The sequence below is a fragment of the Pseudomonadota bacterium genome (assembly GCA_039024915.1).
Classification (GTDB): domain Bacteria; phylum Pseudomonadota; class Alphaproteobacteria; order Rhizobiales; family MH13; genus MH13.
This window is the reverse complement of sequence record JBCCPK010000010.1, coordinates 22958-39214: the sequence shown is the minus strand read 5'-3', so window position 1 is coordinate 39214 and position 16257 is coordinate 22958. Positions and strand designations below refer to the sequence as shown.

Sequence of the window (16257 nt, the reverse complement as noted above, 5' to 3'; positions counted from 1 at the left end):
TATGTCTGACGCGCCCGAGCAGCCGACGCCTCACCGGAAAACGCCGCAGGCTTGGCACCCGGGCGCTTATGACAAGGCCCCAAACGACGCGTCGGGTCGGGTCTCGTTCACCCTTGTTGTTTTGCGCCTTTTCGTCTGCTCGCTGAGCTTCGTCGTTGCTGTTGTTGCAGCGAGTGCGCTGGGCACATTTGCCATGTTTCGAGGGCTGGAACAGGAAAGCGCCTATGGGGTGGCGTTCCTCAGCGCCTTCGGCTTCGGGACGTTGGCAATCGCCGCTCAGGTGCTTGTTCCATTCGCCGCGTTGATCATTCTTACAGAGAGCTTCGCGCTGCGCAGCGTCCTGGTTTTCTCACTCGCGGGTCTGGCGATCGGCGTCTACGAGATCACTGACATTCTTGGCGAGGGGGCAGCTTTGGCCGATCCGCGTGTCATGATCGCGGCTGCGGCCGGGGCGGTAGGCGGGTCGGTTTACTGGCTGCTGGCGGGTCGAAAAGCCGGGGACTTTAGAGAACGGCGCTATCACGTCAGCCAACAGCGCTCCCACGAGGATGCTGGTACGCACGCAGATTGAGAACCTTTCATGGGGCCACAAAGACCTGAGCGCGCCCGATCATCGTGGCCGCCTGTTAGGGCGAGCAAAGTGCCAGGGAGCTGTATAACGAGGACTAGCGCGCTTGGGTCGCCAGCAGTTTCAGCGCAAATCCGGCCATCACGCTCGCAAACAGCCAGTCAAAGATGCGTGTCGCGCGCCGCGAGCCCCTTAGGAAACGCGATATGTGTTCCGCGCCGAGGATCATCGGTACCGTGAGCGGTATTGCGATGACGAGAAAAAACAGCCCCAAAAACATCAGCTTTTGGGAGGCATAGGGATCACCGGGTGATACGAACTGGGGCAGGAAGGTCACGAAGAACAGGATGATCTTGGGGTTTAGAAGATTGATCGTCAGCCCTTTGAGGTAAGCCCGTCTCAGCGAAACGCTTTGGGCGGTATGATCGCTGGTCAGCCCGGAGCCGTTGCGCAGCACGTCGAACGCCAGATAAGCGAGGTAGGCTGCGCCAACCCATTTAAGCACTTCGAACGCTTGCGGGGATGTCGCGATCAGGGCGGATAAGCCGATGGCCGCCGCCAGCGAGTGTACGATGATGCCCGACGACGCTCCTGCCATGGACATGAAACCGGCCATGCGACCATTGGCGACCGTTTGTCCCAAAAATAGGGTCATGTCCGGCCCGGGTGTCAGGGTCAATGCAATAGCCGCGAGCGAAAACGCCGCTAACGTTGGAAATGCGGGCAAGAAACTGGGTAGAACCTCAAACATGGCTGACGCTAACCGCTTATGTCGGTTTCAGCCAGCCCGTAATCGGGCGCCTGAGAGCGACCCAGCGCTCAATTTGCTTCGTTGTCTTGGAGACCGGTGATGCGCAACAGTCAGCCAGCTATTCGGCCTTTTGAATCGTCCGAGTATGAGCAGTGGCTCCCGCTTTGGAACGGCTATCTCGAATTCTACGACGCCGATATACCGGCATCTGTCACCTCGACCACCTGGCAACGGTTTCACGACCCTGATGAACCGCTCAAGGCATTGGGCGCGTTCGGCGATGGTCGGGCGCTTGGTTTGGTTCATATGGTCGCACACCGCGCGACATGGACCGAGGGCTGGTACATCTACCTGGAGGACCTATTCACCAGCCCGGAAGCCCGCGGTCGCGGCATCGGCGGAGCGCTGATTGAGGCGGTCTACCAGCAAGCCGATGAGATGGGAGCTGCCCGCGTCTATTGGCATACGCACGAAGGCAACATGACGGCGCGCCGTTTGTACGATGCGGTGGGGCATAATGCCGGTTTTATCCAATATCGCCGCCCGTTATAGAGCCCGAAACTCGGCGCAAAAGGATCCAATCGGATGACCAGTCCCTTCGTGACAGACCTTGCTTTCTACGCTTCGCTCTTTTTCATCGCGCTGGCGGCAGGCGGGATGGTCCTGTTTGCTGCAGGGGTCGCCCCAATCGTGCACAGCGTTCTCGATAAGCTGCCTGCCCGAGACGTCACTCGCGCCATGTTTCCAGTCTACTATCTCGTGTTGGCTATTCTCAGCGGCTTGGCGGCGGTCGCCGCTTTCGGGGTCAACATTACGGCAGCAATCGTCCTGGTCGTCATTGCGGGCGGATTTATTTTCGCGCGGCAGATCATGATGCCTCGGATAAATGCGCTCAACGACGATGCCGCGCGGGGATCGACGGTTTCCAAGGATGCGGCGATTGCGCTTCATCACTGGTCGGTGCGCATGAACATGTTGCAGCTGTTGATGCTGTTGATCGTGTTTTGGTTCCTGGCACTCAGCCGCACCTGATGATCGTTCGGATCGCGCTTGCAGCCTGATGATGTGGCGCGTACACCGGCCCTGATTTTCAAGCGCAGATAGCCGGAGTGAGTGTCATGGTCGCCAAAGGCGATGTGAAGAAAGTGGTGTTGGCCTATTCTGGAGGCCTCGACACATCGATCATCCTAAAGTGGCTGCAGACCGAGTACGAGGCGGAGGTTGTCACCTTTACCGCAGACCTGGGCCAGGGTGAGGAGCTCGAACCAGCACGCCGCAAAGCCGAACTGCTTGGGATCACAGAAATCTATATTGATGATCTTCGCGAGGAGTTTGTTCGCGATTTCGTTTTTCCCATGTTCCGCGCGAACGCGGTCTATGAGGGGGTCTATCTTCTGGGGACGTCGATTGCCCGCCCGCTCATCTCAAAGCGCCTTGTGGAGATCGCACGTGAGACCGGCGCCGATGCCGTCGCCCATGGTGCGACGGGCAAGGGCAATGATCAGGTCCGGTTTGAATTGAATGCCTACGCGCTCGATCCTGATATCAAGGTCATCGCACCTTGGCGGGAGTGGGATTTCAAGTCGCGCGAAGCGTTGATCGCGTTTGCCGAACAGCATCAGATACCGGTACCGAAAGACAAGCAGGGTGAAGCGCCCTTCTCGGTCGATGCCAATCTTTTGCATTCGTCGTCTGAAGGTAAGGTGCTTGAAGACCCTGCGACAGGCGCTCCCGAATATGTTCACATGCGTACCGTCTCGCCGATGGATGCTCCAGACGCGCCGGTGGACATCACGATCGGCTTTGAGCGCGGCGATGCCGTTTCCATCAATGGTGAGCGCCTATCGCCAGCCAGCCTTCTGGCCAAACTCAACGACCTTGGCCGCGACAACGGCATTGGCCGCCTCGATCTGGTCGAGAACCGGTTTGTGGGCATGAAGTCCCGCGGAATATATGAGACGCCAGGTGGAACGATCCTCCTGACAGCCCATCGCGCCATGGAATCCATCACACTCGACCGGGGCGCTGCGCATCTGAAAGATGAACTGATGCCGCGTTACGCAGAACTGATCTATTACGGCTTCTGGTTTTCCCCGGAGCGGCACATGCTGCAGGCGGCTATTGATACAAGCCAGGAGCATGTCGAGGGCGAAGTCGCCCTGACCTTGTACAAGGGCAATGTGATGGTCACGGGCCGCACGTCCGATAAGTCGCTGTACTCGGAGGAATTGGTCACGTTCGAAGATGATCAGGGCGCGTACGATCAGGCTGATGCTCAAGGGTTCATCAAGTTGAACGCGCTGCGTCTGCGAACCCTTGCGGCGCGAAACAAGCGGATGCCGGACTAGGTCAGCGTTGGCAACGATGCCCGCCATGTCGGCTCGGCATATCTCTTGCTAGGTGTGAGAGATGCCAAGCCCCGTCCCAGTTCCTCGATCGACGATCACCCATACACCTCTGGAGGATGTTCAGGGGCTCGCGACCGGCGCCGTGATGTGCACGATGGGCGTGTTCCTGCTCACCCATTTGGGGCTGATAACCGGACAAACTGCCGGCCTTGCGGTTGTCATATCCTATCTGACGGGCTGGTCATTCGGGCTTGTGTTCTTCGTTGTCAATCTGCCGTTCTACGTTTTTGCGATCCGCGCGATGGGGTGGGAGTTCACGTTAAAATCCATGGCGTGCGTGGTCGCGCTGTCGGTGGGTACTGAATACATGCCGCTAGGGTTTGCAATCGAGCGGCTTGACCCTGCCTTGGGCGCGATCATGTTTGGCGTCGTAACGGGAATTGGCCTTCTGGCAATCTTCCGGCACAAAGGCTCGCTGGGCGGTTTGGGCGTCGTAGCGATCTGGGTTCAGGATACGTTCGGTATCCGGGCGGGCTACATCCAACTCGGTTTTGATGCGGCCCTGTTTGCCGTGGCCGCCGTGCTTTTCCCGCTATCGGTGGTGATGTACTCGGTGCTCGGCGCAGTGGTGTTGAACGGCCTGATCGCGTTTAACCATCGCCGAGACTGGTACATTCCCCGATGAGGTTTGGCTCAGTTTTCAGCCGACGCTATACGAATGCTGGCGCCTCGATCCTGCTCCATGAGCTGATCGATCCGTGCGCGTTCCCGCTCAAAGGACAGCAGTCGAGCGCCGTAGAGTGTCTCTTCCCGTGCAACCCGGATAGCCATCGGGTCCACATAGTTTCCGTTCACCTTCACCTCGTAGTGAAGGTGGGGGCCGGTCGACAGTCCGGTTGAACCAACAAACCCAATGACTTCGCCCTGCTGGACGCGCGAGCCTATCGTAAGGCCCGATGCGAAGCGGTTGAGGTGGGCGTAGCCGGTTTCGTAGCCGTTCGCATGTTGGATGCGGATCAGTCGGCCATAGCCGGAGGACCATTTCGCTTCGACCACCGTACCGTCTGCGGCCGCCATGATCGGCGTGCCGCGTGGGGCAGACCAGTCGACGCCATTATGCATCCGCCTGATGCGCAAAATTGGGTGTAGTCGCATGCCATAGGCCGAACGAAAACGGCCGTTGGGAACCGGGTTGCGCAGGAGGAACTTGTTGGCCGACACACCATTCTGGTCAAAGTACAAGATAGAGCCGTCTTCCGCAGTGAAGCGGTAGAACTTATGCGTTGTGCTGCCGACGGTTATCGATGCAAACACCACATCGCCAGCGGCATCATTATCGTCATCTAACTCGTAAAGCACTTCCAGGGTGTCGCCACCGCGCGCGGCGCGCTGGTAATCGAGATCGTAGGCGAAAATCTTGATCAACTCGCCGGCGATATCCATGGGAATGTTGTTGGCGAGCGCCGTTTCGTAGATCGATGAATACAGGCGTGCAGAGCCCGTGCCCTGAACAACGGTTGTCGCATCGGCGAAACTGGACAGGTCAAGGGCCACAGGCTCTTCGTCGACCTGGTAGCTACCATCTTCGGTCAGCGCGATTGTCAGCAGATGCAGATCCGGCCCGTACAGGCTTACACGCTTAGGATCGAAAGCGTCGCCGCCTTCACTGGTCGGTGCCATGGCAATACGCAGGCGGAACCCTTCGCGCATTTCCGTTGTGTCGAGGAACGCGCGGAAGGCTTCCTCCACCGGATCGACTGCGCCTTCGCGCACGCCATTGGCAATAAGAACGTCACCGAGAACATCACCGTCGCGGAGCGCAACAATGATCTCGTCGAGCTGTTCTATTTCGTCCAGACCCCCGGGCTCGACCTTTCCAATAACCGAGAAATTTTCAGGGATCACCCGAACAGATGCAAAGCTCTCCAAAGCATCAAGTGCAGCGCTGGCCGTTCCCTGTGGCTCATCTTGCAGCGTCGCTGTCGGATCAGCAAAGCCCAAGGCGCTGTCGATCAGGTCCAGGTTGGCGGCCGGTGCAAGCGCGGCTGCGATGTCTTCAGCTGACGGCCCACCTACAGTGAAGCGTGCGGTATCAGCGACTTCATAAGCCACTTGTTCCGGACTCATGATCGCGTCCTGATCCAGAATGGCGGTCGCCAAGGGGAACGGTATCTGGCGAACGGCGATTTCACCCTCGACATCCGCATCGTAAATGAGCGCGGTGTTTTCGGCGCTGATGGCGTCAGAATTACCGGCGAACAGTGTCAGAGGGTTGAACGGTGGGCGGTCCGCGCTGAGTTCCGTTGTCTCAAGGGCAAGTGTCGCAATGACCCGGGAAAATGGCTGCAGGCGCACAACATCCATGTCGCCTTCGCGGTGGATGGTCGAAACCTCCAGAACGCGTTGGTTCGACACAGGCTCGAACGTCCGCGTCAGCCTGTCGCCTTTTGTGATGCGCCCCTCGTCATCGCGCAGGTTGGCCAGCCACTCGGTTTCCGCAACGCTGGGAGGCACAGCGAATTGTTGGCGGCCATCGACCGCGGCGTACAGAGCGCCGATCATCAGGCCTGTTGAGGCGATACCAGTGATGACTGTCCCGACCAGCCATTTTAGGCTGACACCACGATACTCAACGCGCGCACTGCTGCGCGCCTCGACAGACATCGCGGGGTCGGTCCCGATATCTATGCGTTTCTTGCTTCGTCGGAGGGGTGCCATCACATTCATCTATCGCGCTGAGGTGCGAGAGCACAAGGCTTTTCAAGCGTTTAAGTTTGGGCGATGCATGCAAAATGTGTTGGTATTGTGAATGCTGGCCCGTGGTTCGGCCATCCCACGGTAGACCGCGATTGCCCGAATCATAACGCGCGTGGCAATCAACGAAGATGCGCAGTTTTCGAGCCCGCAACCCGCAACGCGACGCCAGGTCCGATAAGGCCCGTCTTGACGCGTTGGTTCGCCATATTGGCGATGTCCGGGCGGGCATCGCGAAAGAACGTCGAGGCCTGGAGCGGCGGTATGCCGATGTAATCGGAGAAGCCGCGCATCTCGTTGACACCGTGGCGGACGTCATTCGCGAGCCCGAAAACGAAGAGGCGCTGTCGCAGGCAGAAGCGAATGCCCTTTATGCTGCGCAGCGCATTGCCGAACTTGACCGACAATTGGGGGTCGTCGATGGGCTCACGGAGCGCGTCAAGGTCATGTTCGAGCCTCCCGACGAGCTTGAGAAGCTTCGAGGCAAATAAACGGCTCAGCCTATCAAGCGGTCACATGTGAATTTGCCGCTTTTCGACGGCAAGAGCAGCCTCTTTAACGGCTTCACTCATCGTTGGGTGCGCGTGGCACGTCCGAGCCATGTCTTCCGATGATCCGCCAAACTCCATGAGGACCGCCGCCTCATGGATCAGGTCGCCCGCGCCCTTACCGACGATGTGTACGCCCAGAACCTGATCGGTTTTTGAATCAGCCAACACCTTGGCAAAGCCATCTGTGGCGTTCATTGCACGCGCGCGTCCGTTCGCCGAAAAGGGGAACTTGCCCGCTTTGTATTCAACACCAGCGGCCTTCAGCTCTTCCTCCGTCTTGCCCACCGATGCCACTTCCGGTTCGGTGTACACCACCGACGGGATCACACCGTAGTTCACATGACCGGCTTTGCCTGCGAGCATCTCAGCAAGTGCGACGCCCTCATCCTCGGCTTTGTGCGCCAGCATCGGACCGTCGATCACATCGCCGATGGCATAGACACCGGCAACACTTGTCTTGAAGTGACCATCGGTTTTCACGCGACCGCGTTCATCCATGGCCACGCCAACCTCTTCCAATCCGAGGCCCTTTGTGTAGGGCACGCGGCCTGTGGAGACGAGAACCACGTCCGCCTCGATCGTTTCGGCCGTCGCCTCACCGCCGGCCTGTTCGACGGTCACATGTTGCTTGCGGCCCTTCTTCTCGATGGCCGTGACCTTTGACGAGAGCATGAACTCGATACCCTGCTTCTTGAGCATGCGCAGGAACTGCTTGGAGGTGTCGAGGTCCATATTGCCCAGGATATGGTCGAGAAACTCAACTACGGTGACCTTTGCCCCAAGCCGCCGCCAGACCGAACCAAGCTCAAGGCCGATGACGCCGCCGCCGACAACCACGAGATGCCCGGGCACCTTGTCGAGCTCCAACGCACCGGTCGAACTGACGACCGTCTTTTCATCAATATCGACCGACACGCCAGGGATGCCTGACGAGTCCGAGCCCGTGGCGATCACGATATGCTTCGCGTCGAGCTTCGTTTCCTTGCCATCCTCGGCGGTAACACTGACTTTACCCGGCGCGGTGATGGTGCCGGTTCCGATGTAGTCGGTGATCTTGTTCTTTTTGAACAGGTAGGAAATCCCGTTGACGTTGTCGTCAACCACCGACTGTTTGTGGGTCATCATGGCGGCGAGATCGAGTTTGGGTTTGCCAACCTTGATGCCCAGCGTTTCGAACGTGTGCCCGGCCTCCTCAAAGACGTCGGACGCGTGGAGCAGGGCTTTGGATGGGATGCAGCCGATGTTCAGGCACGTACCTCCGTGTGTCGCCCGTTTTTCGACGACGGCCACCTTCATGCCCAACTGGGCGGCGCGAATAGCACAGACATAGCCGCCAGGCCCGGTGCCAATAACGATGAGGTCGTAGGTGTCAGCCATGAGGTGTTGTTTCCTTCCCGCGGACCGCTAAAGCAGCGTCCGCACCACAATGGTTAAAATGGCGAAAAAGGCGATTGCCCAAACGATGGAGCGCAGACCGAAAACGCCAATAACGTACAGCGGCACATACACAAGGCGCGCCGCGAGGTAGATCCAAGCTGCTGCCGTGGTCACTGTATCCGTCGCGCCCGTTATGTGGGCGACGAGGACGGCGATCGCAAACCAGGGCAGCGTCTCGATGTGGTTGTCGTACGCGCGCTTGAGGCGAAGCGTGCGCACGGAAAGCTGCCGCTTGGGAGGTCCATCGCGCGGACCGGCGGTGTACCCCGGCTCCAGCTCAAGGTTGGCCGGGACGGCGTAGAGCACCAGCTGGATCGCTGCCAACAGGACAGCCAGTAGCAAAACCAGAAGTTCCGGTGTCATCAGGGTTGGCGTCCCCCTAGGGCGCGAATGTCAGCGTTTCGCTTCCGCGTCCGTTGGCCCAGGTGCCGTACAGGTTCCCATCGTTACCGAGCCGGTAGATGGCCGGGTGCTGCTGCCCCCAATCGATGATGAACTCCCCGCCAATCATAGGGCCGCTGCCCATGAAAGCGTCTTTCCCGACCTGCCATTCTATGTGCAACTCACCATCCTGGGGGTCCCAATACAGGTAAGCGGAGCCGTTGTAGGTGGTTCCATCAGGGTTGGTGCCGCTGACGTCGAACGTTTGGGGCAAAGCCGAGAACAGATCGTCTATCAGCTCGGAATAGGCATGTGTGCCTGGCTCAGCCGCACCACCTTTTTTGGCCAATGCGGCGCCCGGAAGGCCCGCAAAAAGGCAGGCGGCTAGAGCGAGAACACAAAGAGAGCGGGGCGCAGACATCTTATAGATCCAGAACCAACCGCTGCACGTCTTCGAGGCTTTCCTTCACACGCACCAGGAAGGTCACGGCTTCCTTACCGTCCACAATCCGGTGGTCGTAGGACAGAGCAAGGTACATCATCGGCCGGATGACAACCTGACCGCCGATAGCCATCGGGCGTTCCTGTATCTTGTGCATACCCAGAATGCCCGACTGCGGCGCGTTGAGGATTGGCGAGGACATCAGCGAACCGTAAACGCCGCCGTTCGAAATGGTGAAGGTACCGCCCTGCATCTCGGCCATGCCGAGCTTGCCGTCGCGCGCCTTCTTGCCGAACTCGCCAATTTTCTTTTCGATCTCGGCGATCGACATCTGGTCGGCATCGCGAACCACGGGCACCACAAGACCCTTGTCGGTGCCGACGGCGACGCCGATGTGACAGAAATTCTTGTAGATGATGTCGGTGCCGTCGATCTCCGCATTGACCGCCGGAATTTCTTTGAGAGCGTGGCAGACCGCCTTGGCGAAAAAGCCCATGAAGCCGAGCTTCACGCCGTGCTTCTTCTCGAACAACTCCTTGTACTGCTTTCGCAGGTCCATCACTGGGCCCATGTCCACCTCATTGTAGGTGGTGAGCATTGCGGCGCTATTCTGTGCGTCCTTAAGGCGCTTGGCGATCGTCTGGCGCAGACGGGTCATGCGGACGCGATCTTCGCGCTCTTCGTCTTCCGGTGCGGATGCTGGCCGCGCAACCGCCGCTGGCGCAGACGCTTGCGGAGCTGCGGTGGCACCACTTTCGATGGCGGCGATCACGTCGCCCTTGAGCACCTGGCCACGCTTGCCGCTTCCCGCCGCAACACTGACGCCGGTTTCCGCCATCATACGGCTTGCCGAGGGGGATGGGGGCATTTGCGTTGACGAGGCCGCCGGTGTCGGTGCGGAAGTCGGTGCTGGCGCTGCTGGTGCCGGTGCGCTTTCGGCCTGGGCCGGCGCACCTCCTTCGGCAATCTTCAACAACAGATTGCCCGGCTCGACGACATCGCCCGACTTGACCACGATCTCTGCGATCGTGCCGGACACGGGAGCAGGAATCTCCTGGGCGGCCTTGTCGGTTTCCAACTCCAGCAGCACATCGTCCGCCTTCACGGCATCGCCAACCTTGACGGAGATCTCACCAACCTCAGCCTCAGTTACGGATTCGCCCGCGCTGGGGGTGATCACGTCGACCAGTGCGCTGCTTGAGGCGGGCGTGGCTGCCGGCGGGCTTGCACTTTCCGCTGGCGCCGCGGCCGTAGCTCCGTTGCCGGGACCGCTTTCAGCGGCACCTTCGCCCATCATGCCAAGAAGCGCCCCAACCTCGACGGTTTCGCCTTCATTGACGACGATCTCCGCAATCGTTCCCGATGCCGGTGCAGGGACTTCGACGGTGACCTTATCGGTTTCCAACTCCACAAGGGGTTCGTCGGCGTTCACCGCATCTCCAGGCTTCTTGTACCAGCTGGCAACCGTTGCTTCGGTTACCGATTCCCCAAGTGTGGGAACGCGAATTTCATTCGCCATGTCCATTCTCCCTAGCGCCAGGACGTGCCCAGCCTATCAATCATCCGGCCCCCGCCGGTCCCGATTAATCGTTCCGTCAGTCGCCAAGCGCGTCTTCAAGGAATGCGTTTAACTGTGCCATGTGCTTGGACATAAGTCCGGTTGCCGTTGCCGCTGCTGCGGGTCGTCCAGCGTAACGCGCACGCTTGTGCTTGCCGTCAACCTTTCCAAGAACGAACTCCAGGTTGGGCTCGATGAACGACCACGACCCCATGTTTCTAGGTTCTTCCTGACACCAGACCACTTCAGCCTGCTTGAAGCGAGACAGTTCTTTGATGAGCGCCTTGAAGGGAACCGGATAGAGCTGTTCAACACGCAGCAACTGAATGTCGGTGATGCCGCGTTTTTCCCGCTCCTCGTAAAGGTCGAAATAGACTTTTCCCGAACACAACACAACGCGACGGATTTTCTCGTCGTCGGCAAGCTTGATCGGCTCATCGGGTAGCAATTGCGCATCGTCCCACAGCACGCGGTGGAACGTACTGTCGGGACCGAACTCTTCGAGCTTTGAGGTTGCGCGCTTGTTCCGCAGCAGGCTCTTGGGGGTCATCATGACAAGCGGTTTGCGGAAATCGCGGTTCAACTGCCGGCGCAGGATATGAAAATAGTTTGCGGGCGTCGTGCAGTTTGCAATCTGCATATTGTCTTCGGCGCACATCTGCAGGAACCGTTCAAGCCGGGCTGATGAGTGTTCAGGACCTTGTCCTTCATAGCCGTGCGGCAGTAGGCAGACGAGGCCAGACATGCGCAACCACTTGCGCTCGCCCGATGAGATGAACTGGTCAAACAGGACTTGGGCGCCGTTCGCGAAGTCACCAAACTGCGCCTCCCACAGGGTCAACGCGTTCGGCTCAGCCAATGAGTAGCCATATTCGTAACCGAGCACAGCCTCCTCGGAGAGCATCGAGTTGATGACCTCGTAGCGCGCCTGACCTTTCCGCAAATTGTTGAGCGGGATGAACCGGCGTTCGTCTCGTTGATCGTACAGGACCGAGTGGCGCTGCGAGAAGGTGCCGCGTTCGCAATCCTGACCCGAAAGCCGAACCGGGTGGCCTTCAACCACGAGCGTCCCGAAGGCCAGCGCCTCGGCAGTCGCCCAGTCGATACCTTCTCCCGTGTCGAACATTTTCTTGCGGTTGGCGAGGAAGCGCTTGATCGTTCGATGGGCTTCGAAATCCTCGGGAGTATCGGTCAGCTTGGCGCCAATCTCCTTGAGCATTTCCATCTCGACGCCGGTGGATCCTCTGCGCGGATCGTCGTCGACCCTGGCCTGAGTGAGCCCGGACCATTTGCCATCGAGCCAGTCGGCTTTGTTCGGCGCATAGGCTTGTCCGGTCTCGAACTCGGCGTCGAGGTGCTTACGGAACTCTGCCTTGCGTGCATCGATTTGCTCGACCGTCAGGACGCCTTCCTTGACCAGCTTCTCCGCATAGATCGTCAACGACGTTGGGTGCGTCTTGATCTTCTTGTACATGATTGGCTGGGTGAACGCCGGCTCATCGCCCTCATTGTGGCCAAAGCGCCGATAGCAGATCATGTCGATGACAACAGGCTTATGGAATTTCTGCCGGAACTCGGTCGCGATCCGGGCGGCGTAAACCACCGATTCTGGGTCATCCCCGTTGCAATGGAAGATCGGGGTTTCAACCATCTTCGCCACGTCCGATGGATAGGGCGAGGAGCGTGAAAAGCGCGGATTGGTGGTGAAGCCGATCTGATTGTTGATGATGAAGTGGATGGAGCCGGCGGTCCGATGGCCCCGAAGGCCAGACAAGCCGAAGCATTCCGCCACCACACCCTGGCCGGCAAACGCTGCATCGCCGTGCAGAAGCAGCGGCAGCACTTTCGACCGTTGCTCGAGCGGCACCACCTCCCGCTCTTCGTCCCAGGTGCCGATCTGGTCCTGCTTGGCGCGCGCTTTGCCAAGCACAACAGGGTTGACGATCTCAAGGTGGGATGGATTGGCCGTCAGCGACATATGGACTGTATGGCCGTCGAACTCTCGGTCTGACGATGCGCCCAAATGGTACTTTACATCGCCCGACCCTTCCACATCATCGGGCGCATAAGAGCCGCCCTTGAACTCGTGGAAGATCGCCCGGTGGGGTTTCGCCAGAACCTGGGACAGCACGTTCAGGCGACCACGGTGCGCCATGCCAAGGACGATATCCTCGACGCCTTGCTGACCGCCAACCTTGATAATCTGTTCCAGTGCGGGCACCAGCGACTCTCCGCCATCAAGGCCGAAGCGTTTGGTACCGGTGTATTTCACATCGAGAAACTTCTCGAAGCCCTCTGCTTCGATCAGCGTGTTCAAAATGGCCTTCTTGCCATTCTCGGTGAAAGCGATGCCCTTGTCCGGGCCCTCAATACGCTGCTGGATCCATGCCTTCTCTTCGGCGTCCGAGATGTGCATGAACTCGACGCCCAAGGTCGAGCAGTATGTCCGTTTGAGGATGTCGACCATCTGCGGGATAGTCGCAAACTGAAGGCCGAGCACATTGTCGAGAAAGATCGGTCGATCATAGTCCGCCTCGGTCCACCCATAGCTTTTGGGGTCGAGTTCAGGCGCGTCTTCCTGTTGTGACAGGCCAAGCGGATCAAGATCCGCGTGCAGATGGCCGCGCATGCGATAGGCGCGAATCATCATGATTGCCCGAACGGAGTCGCGCGTTGCTTGCTGGACCTGTTGTTCGGAAACCTGCCCGCCGGCTGCCTGTGCTCCGGCTTTGAGCGTTTCCTCAACCTTCTTGGCAGCAACCTTTTCGTCAGGCCCCCAATTGGCGTCGAGTGCCGACACCAGCTCGCCATTGCCGGCAATCGGCCAATCGGGCCGCTTCCAGGACGCGCCGCGCGCGTTCTCCGCAACATCCGATGCGTTGTCCCCCATAAGCGCAAAGAATTCGGCCCATTCCGAGCCGAATTGCGAGGGGTCTTTCTGATAATCGGCGTATAGCTGATCAAGGTATGCGGCGTTACCGCCGTAAAGGAATGACGTTGCAGCAAACGCTGCGTTCGCATCCTGCCGTCCCATCGGCTTCTGTCGCGGGGGGTTTCCCCGTGCTCCCTATTGCGGCCGCTTGCCCGTCAAGCGACACCGGTGTGCGATTCAGTCACGACATCGCATGTGCACTATCCATTCAAGACCTTGACCAAAGTCTTGCCAAGTTGGGCAGGTGACGGAGAAACCGCAATTCCGACTTCTTCCATTGCTGCGATCTTGTCTTCTGCGCCGCCTTTGCCGCCGGAGATCACGGCGCCTGCATGGCCCATGGTGCGGCCCGGGGGTGCCGTGCGCCCAGCGATGAAGCCGACCGTCGGCTTCCAGCGCCCCTTTTTCTTTTCGTCGGCGAGGAACTGCGCCGCGTCTTCCTCGGCCGACCCACCGATTTCACCGATCATGATGATCGAGGTGGTTTCCTCGTCCCCTAGAAAGAGTTCCAGTACGTCGATGAACTCGGTGCCTTTCACCGGGTCGCCGCCGATCCCCACAGCAGTCGTCTGCCCGAGGCCCTCATTGGTGGTCTGAAACACCGCTTCGTAGGTGAGCGTGCCCGAGCGCGATACAATACCTACATTGCCCTTTTTGAAGATCGAGCCGGGCATGATGCCGATCTTGCACTCATCCGGTGTCATGATGCCGGGGCAATTCGGCCCCAGAAGCCGCGAATTGGATTTTTCAAGCCGCGCCTTCACCTTCACCATATCGCCCACCGGAATGCCCTCGGTGATGCAGGTAATGAACGGAATTTCCGCGTCGATGGCCTCGATGATGGCTGCTGCAGCGCCGGCCGGCGGCACGTAGACAACCGATGCATTGGCACCTGTCGCCTCTTTCGCTTCGGCAACGGTCGTGAAGATGGGCAGCTCCGCGCCCGCTTTCGGTCCCGCGCCGTCGCCGGCGATCCAGGTCTCGCCGCCCTTCTTGGGGTGAATGCCGCCGACCATCTGCGTGCCGTGATAGGCCAGCGCCTGCTCGGTGTGGAAGGTGCCGGTCTTGCCTGTCAGCCCCTGCACGATGATCTTGGTGTCTTTGTCGACAATAATGGACATTAGTTCTGGTCCTTTAGGATCTGCTTGATCTCTTTGAGCTCAGCGATCATTTCCCGATTGGTATCCACGATAAGCTGATTGACTGCGTTGACGTCTCGCACGTGGCTGTCTTGCTGTTTCTTGGCTGTGCGGAGAAAAAGGAGGAACACGCCAATAAGGACGAGAAAGGGCAGCCAAGCGGCGATGAGGTCAAAGCTGCTTTGCTCGTCCATGGGTCCCGCTACCCCACCGCCTTCACGATCTTCTGGGCCGCGTCGTCGAGATCATCGGCGGCGATCACATTCAGATCGGAGCCGTTGATGATGGCTTTGCCTTCCTCGACTTTGGTGCCTTCAAGCCGAACAACCAGTGGCACCTGCAGTCCGACCTCCTTGACCGCCGCGACAACGCCCTCCGCGATCACATCGCAGCGCATGATGCCGCCGAAAATGTTGACCAGGATGCCTTTGACGTTCGGATCGGCGGTGATGATCTTGAAGGCTGCGGTGACCTTTTCCTTCGATGCGCCGCCGCCGACATCGAGAAAGTTGGCCGGCTCCTTGCCGTACAGCTTGATGATGTCCATCGTCGCCATGGCGAGGCCCGCACCGTTCACCATGCAGCCGATATCGCCATCGAGCGCCACATAGGCGAGATCGTGTTTGGAGGCTTCGATTTCCTTCTCGTCTTCCTCGGTCTCGTCACGCAGCTCCATCACGTCGGGATGGCGGAAGGTCGCGTTCCCATCAAAGGAGACTTTCGCATCGAGCACCCGCAGGTGGCCGTCTTTCATGACGATCAGCGGGTTGATCTCGAGAAGGCTCATGTCCTTCTCGGTGAAGGCCTTGTAAAGGATCGGGAAGAGGCCCTTGCCATCCTCGGCGGCGGCGCCATCGAGCTCAAAAGCCGCATTCAGCTGGGCAACGGCCTCGGCATCGACGCCAACGTCTGGATGCACATCGATGGTGTGAATCTTGTCCGGCGTCTCCTCGGCGACGGCTTCGATGTCCATCCCGCCCTCGGTTGAGGCGACGAAGGACACGCGGCCTGTTTCGCGGTTCACCAGAAGTGAGCAATAGAGTTCGCGGTCGATGTCCGCGCCATCTTCAAGGTACAGCCGATTGACCTGCTTTCCAGCAGGGCCCGTCTGCTTGGTGACAAGCGTGTTGCCGAGCATCTCACCGACGTGGCTGAGCACCTCGTCCTTGGAGAAGGCGAGCCGCACACCGCCTTTTGCGTCCGGGCCCAGTTCCTTGAATTTTCCCTTGCCACGTCCGCCGGCGTGAATCTGGCTTTTCACCACCCAGACCGGTCCGCCAAGGGTGTCCGCTGCTGGGGCTGCGTCGGCGGCATCGAGAATGGGCACGCCGTCGGCGACGGGTGCACCAAAGCTCTTGAGGAGCGCTTTTGCCTGATATTCATGGATGTTCATGGC

16 protein-coding genes are annotated in these 16257 nt (G+C 59.2%); 6 read left to right on the top strand and 10 right to left on the bottom strand.

Annotated features, from left to right (window positions below; all coding sequences use genetic code 11):
* Position 1 precedes the first annotated feature (1 nt).
* A complete protein-coding gene (locus AAF739_16715; GenBank protein ID MEM6384318.1) occupies positions 2–571 on the top strand; it encodes a hypothetical protein in 570 nt (189 codons plus the stop codon).
* Between the two features lie 94 nt (positions 572–665).
* Here AAF739_16715 and AAF739_16710 read toward each other — a convergent pair whose 3' ends face one another.
* Entirely contained in the window at positions 666–1319 is a 654-nt protein-coding gene (locus AAF739_16710; protein MEM6384317.1) for a LysE family translocator, read from the bottom strand.
* 99 nt (positions 1320–1418) lie between these two features.
* Here AAF739_16710 and AAF739_16705 point away from each other — a divergent pair, with 99 nt between their 5' ends.
* From AAF739_16705 to AAF739_16690, 4 genes are all read left to right on the top strand, one after another.
* The gene (locus AAF739_16705; GenBank protein ID MEM6384316.1) at positions 1419–1871 is read left to right on the top strand and encodes a GNAT family N-acetyltransferase; all 453 of its coding nucleotides are present in this window, start codon (positions 1419–1421) and stop codon (positions 1869–1871) included.
* Positions 1872–1904: 33 nt separating this feature from the next.
* The gene (locus AAF739_16700; protein MEM6384315.1) at positions 1905–2351 is read left to right on the top strand and encodes a DUF4149 domain-containing protein; all 447 of its coding nucleotides are present in this window, start codon (positions 1905–1907) and stop codon (positions 2349–2351) included.
* A gap of 86 nt (positions 2352–2437) precedes the next feature.
* Positions 2438–3667 (top strand): argininosuccinate synthase, encoded by a 1230-nt coding sequence (locus tag AAF739_16695; GenBank protein MEM6384314.1) that lies wholly within the window; start codon positions 2438–2440, stop codon positions 3665–3667.
* A gap of 61 nt (positions 3668–3728) precedes the next feature.
* Positions 3729–4352: a YitT family protein gene (locus AAF739_16690; protein ID MEM6384313.1), complete on the top strand. Its 624-nt coding sequence runs from the start codon at positions 3729–3731 to the stop codon at positions 4350–4352.
* An 8-nt stretch (positions 4353–4360) separates the two neighbouring features.
* Here the strand turns inward: AAF739_16690 and AAF739_16685 are convergent, their stop codons facing one another.
* On the bottom strand, positions 4361–6385 hold the full coding sequence (locus tag AAF739_16685; protein ID MEM6384312.1) for a M23 family metallopeptidase: 2025 nt from the start codon (positions 6383–6385) through the stop codon (positions 4361–4363).
* A 167-nt stretch (positions 6386–6552) separates the two neighbouring features.
* On the opposite strand from AAF739_16685, the gene AAF739_16680 reads away from it, so the two are divergent.
* Positions 6553–6912, top strand: coding sequence for a hypothetical protein (locus tag AAF739_16680; GenBank protein ID MEM6384311.1), 360 nt, complete (start codon positions 6553–6555; stop codon positions 6910–6912).
* 21 nt (positions 6913–6933) lie between these two features.
* Here the strand turns inward: AAF739_16680 and lpdA are convergent, their stop codons facing one another.
* From lpdA to sucC, 8 genes are all read right to left on the bottom strand, one after another.
* Positions 6934–8349: a dihydrolipoyl dehydrogenase gene (lpdA, locus tag AAF739_16675; GenBank protein MEM6384310.1), complete on the bottom strand. Its 1416-nt coding sequence runs from the start codon at positions 8347–8349 to the stop codon at positions 6934–6936.
* Between the two features lie 27 nt (positions 8350–8376).
* Positions 8377–8772, bottom strand: a complete 396-nt coding sequence (locus AAF739_16670; GenBank protein MEM6384309.1) for an MAPEG family protein — start codon at positions 8770–8772, stop codon at positions 8377–8379.
* 16 nt (positions 8773–8788) lie between these two features.
* Positions 8789–9211: a hypothetical protein gene (locus AAF739_16665; GenBank protein MEM6384308.1), complete on the bottom strand. Its 423-nt coding sequence runs from the start codon at positions 9209–9211 to the stop codon at positions 8789–8791.
* A gap of 1 nt (position 9212) precedes the next feature.
* Positions 9213–10751, bottom strand: coding sequence for a 2-oxoglutarate dehydrogenase complex dihydrolipoyllysine-residue succinyltransferase (odhB, locus tag AAF739_16660; protein MEM6384307.1), 1539 nt, complete (start codon positions 10749–10751; stop codon positions 9213–9215).
* Between the two features lie 76 nt (positions 10752–10827).
* The gene (locus tag AAF739_16655; protein ID MEM6384306.1) at positions 10828–13824 is read right to left on the bottom strand and encodes a 2-oxoglutarate dehydrogenase E1 component; all 2997 of its coding nucleotides are present in this window, start codon (positions 13822–13824) and stop codon (positions 10828–10830) included.
* Between the two features lie 98 nt (positions 13825–13922).
* A complete protein-coding gene (gene sucD / locus AAF739_16650) occupies positions 13923–14843 on the bottom strand; it encodes a succinate--CoA ligase subunit alpha (protein MEM6384305.1) in 921 nt (306 codons plus the stop codon).
* Positions 14843–15055, bottom strand: a complete 213-nt coding sequence (locus AAF739_16645; GenBank protein ID MEM6384304.1) for a hypothetical protein — start codon at positions 15053–15055, stop codon at positions 14843–14845. The genes sucD and AAF739_16645 overlap by 1 nt, the downstream gene beginning before the upstream one ends.
* A gap of 8 nt (positions 15056–15063) precedes the next feature.
* On the bottom strand, positions 15064–16254 hold the full coding sequence (gene sucC / locus AAF739_16640; protein MEM6384303.1) for an ADP-forming succinate--CoA ligase subunit beta: 1191 nt from the start codon (positions 16252–16254) through the stop codon (positions 15064–15066).
* Between the last annotated feature and the right edge of the window lie 3 nt (positions 16255–16257).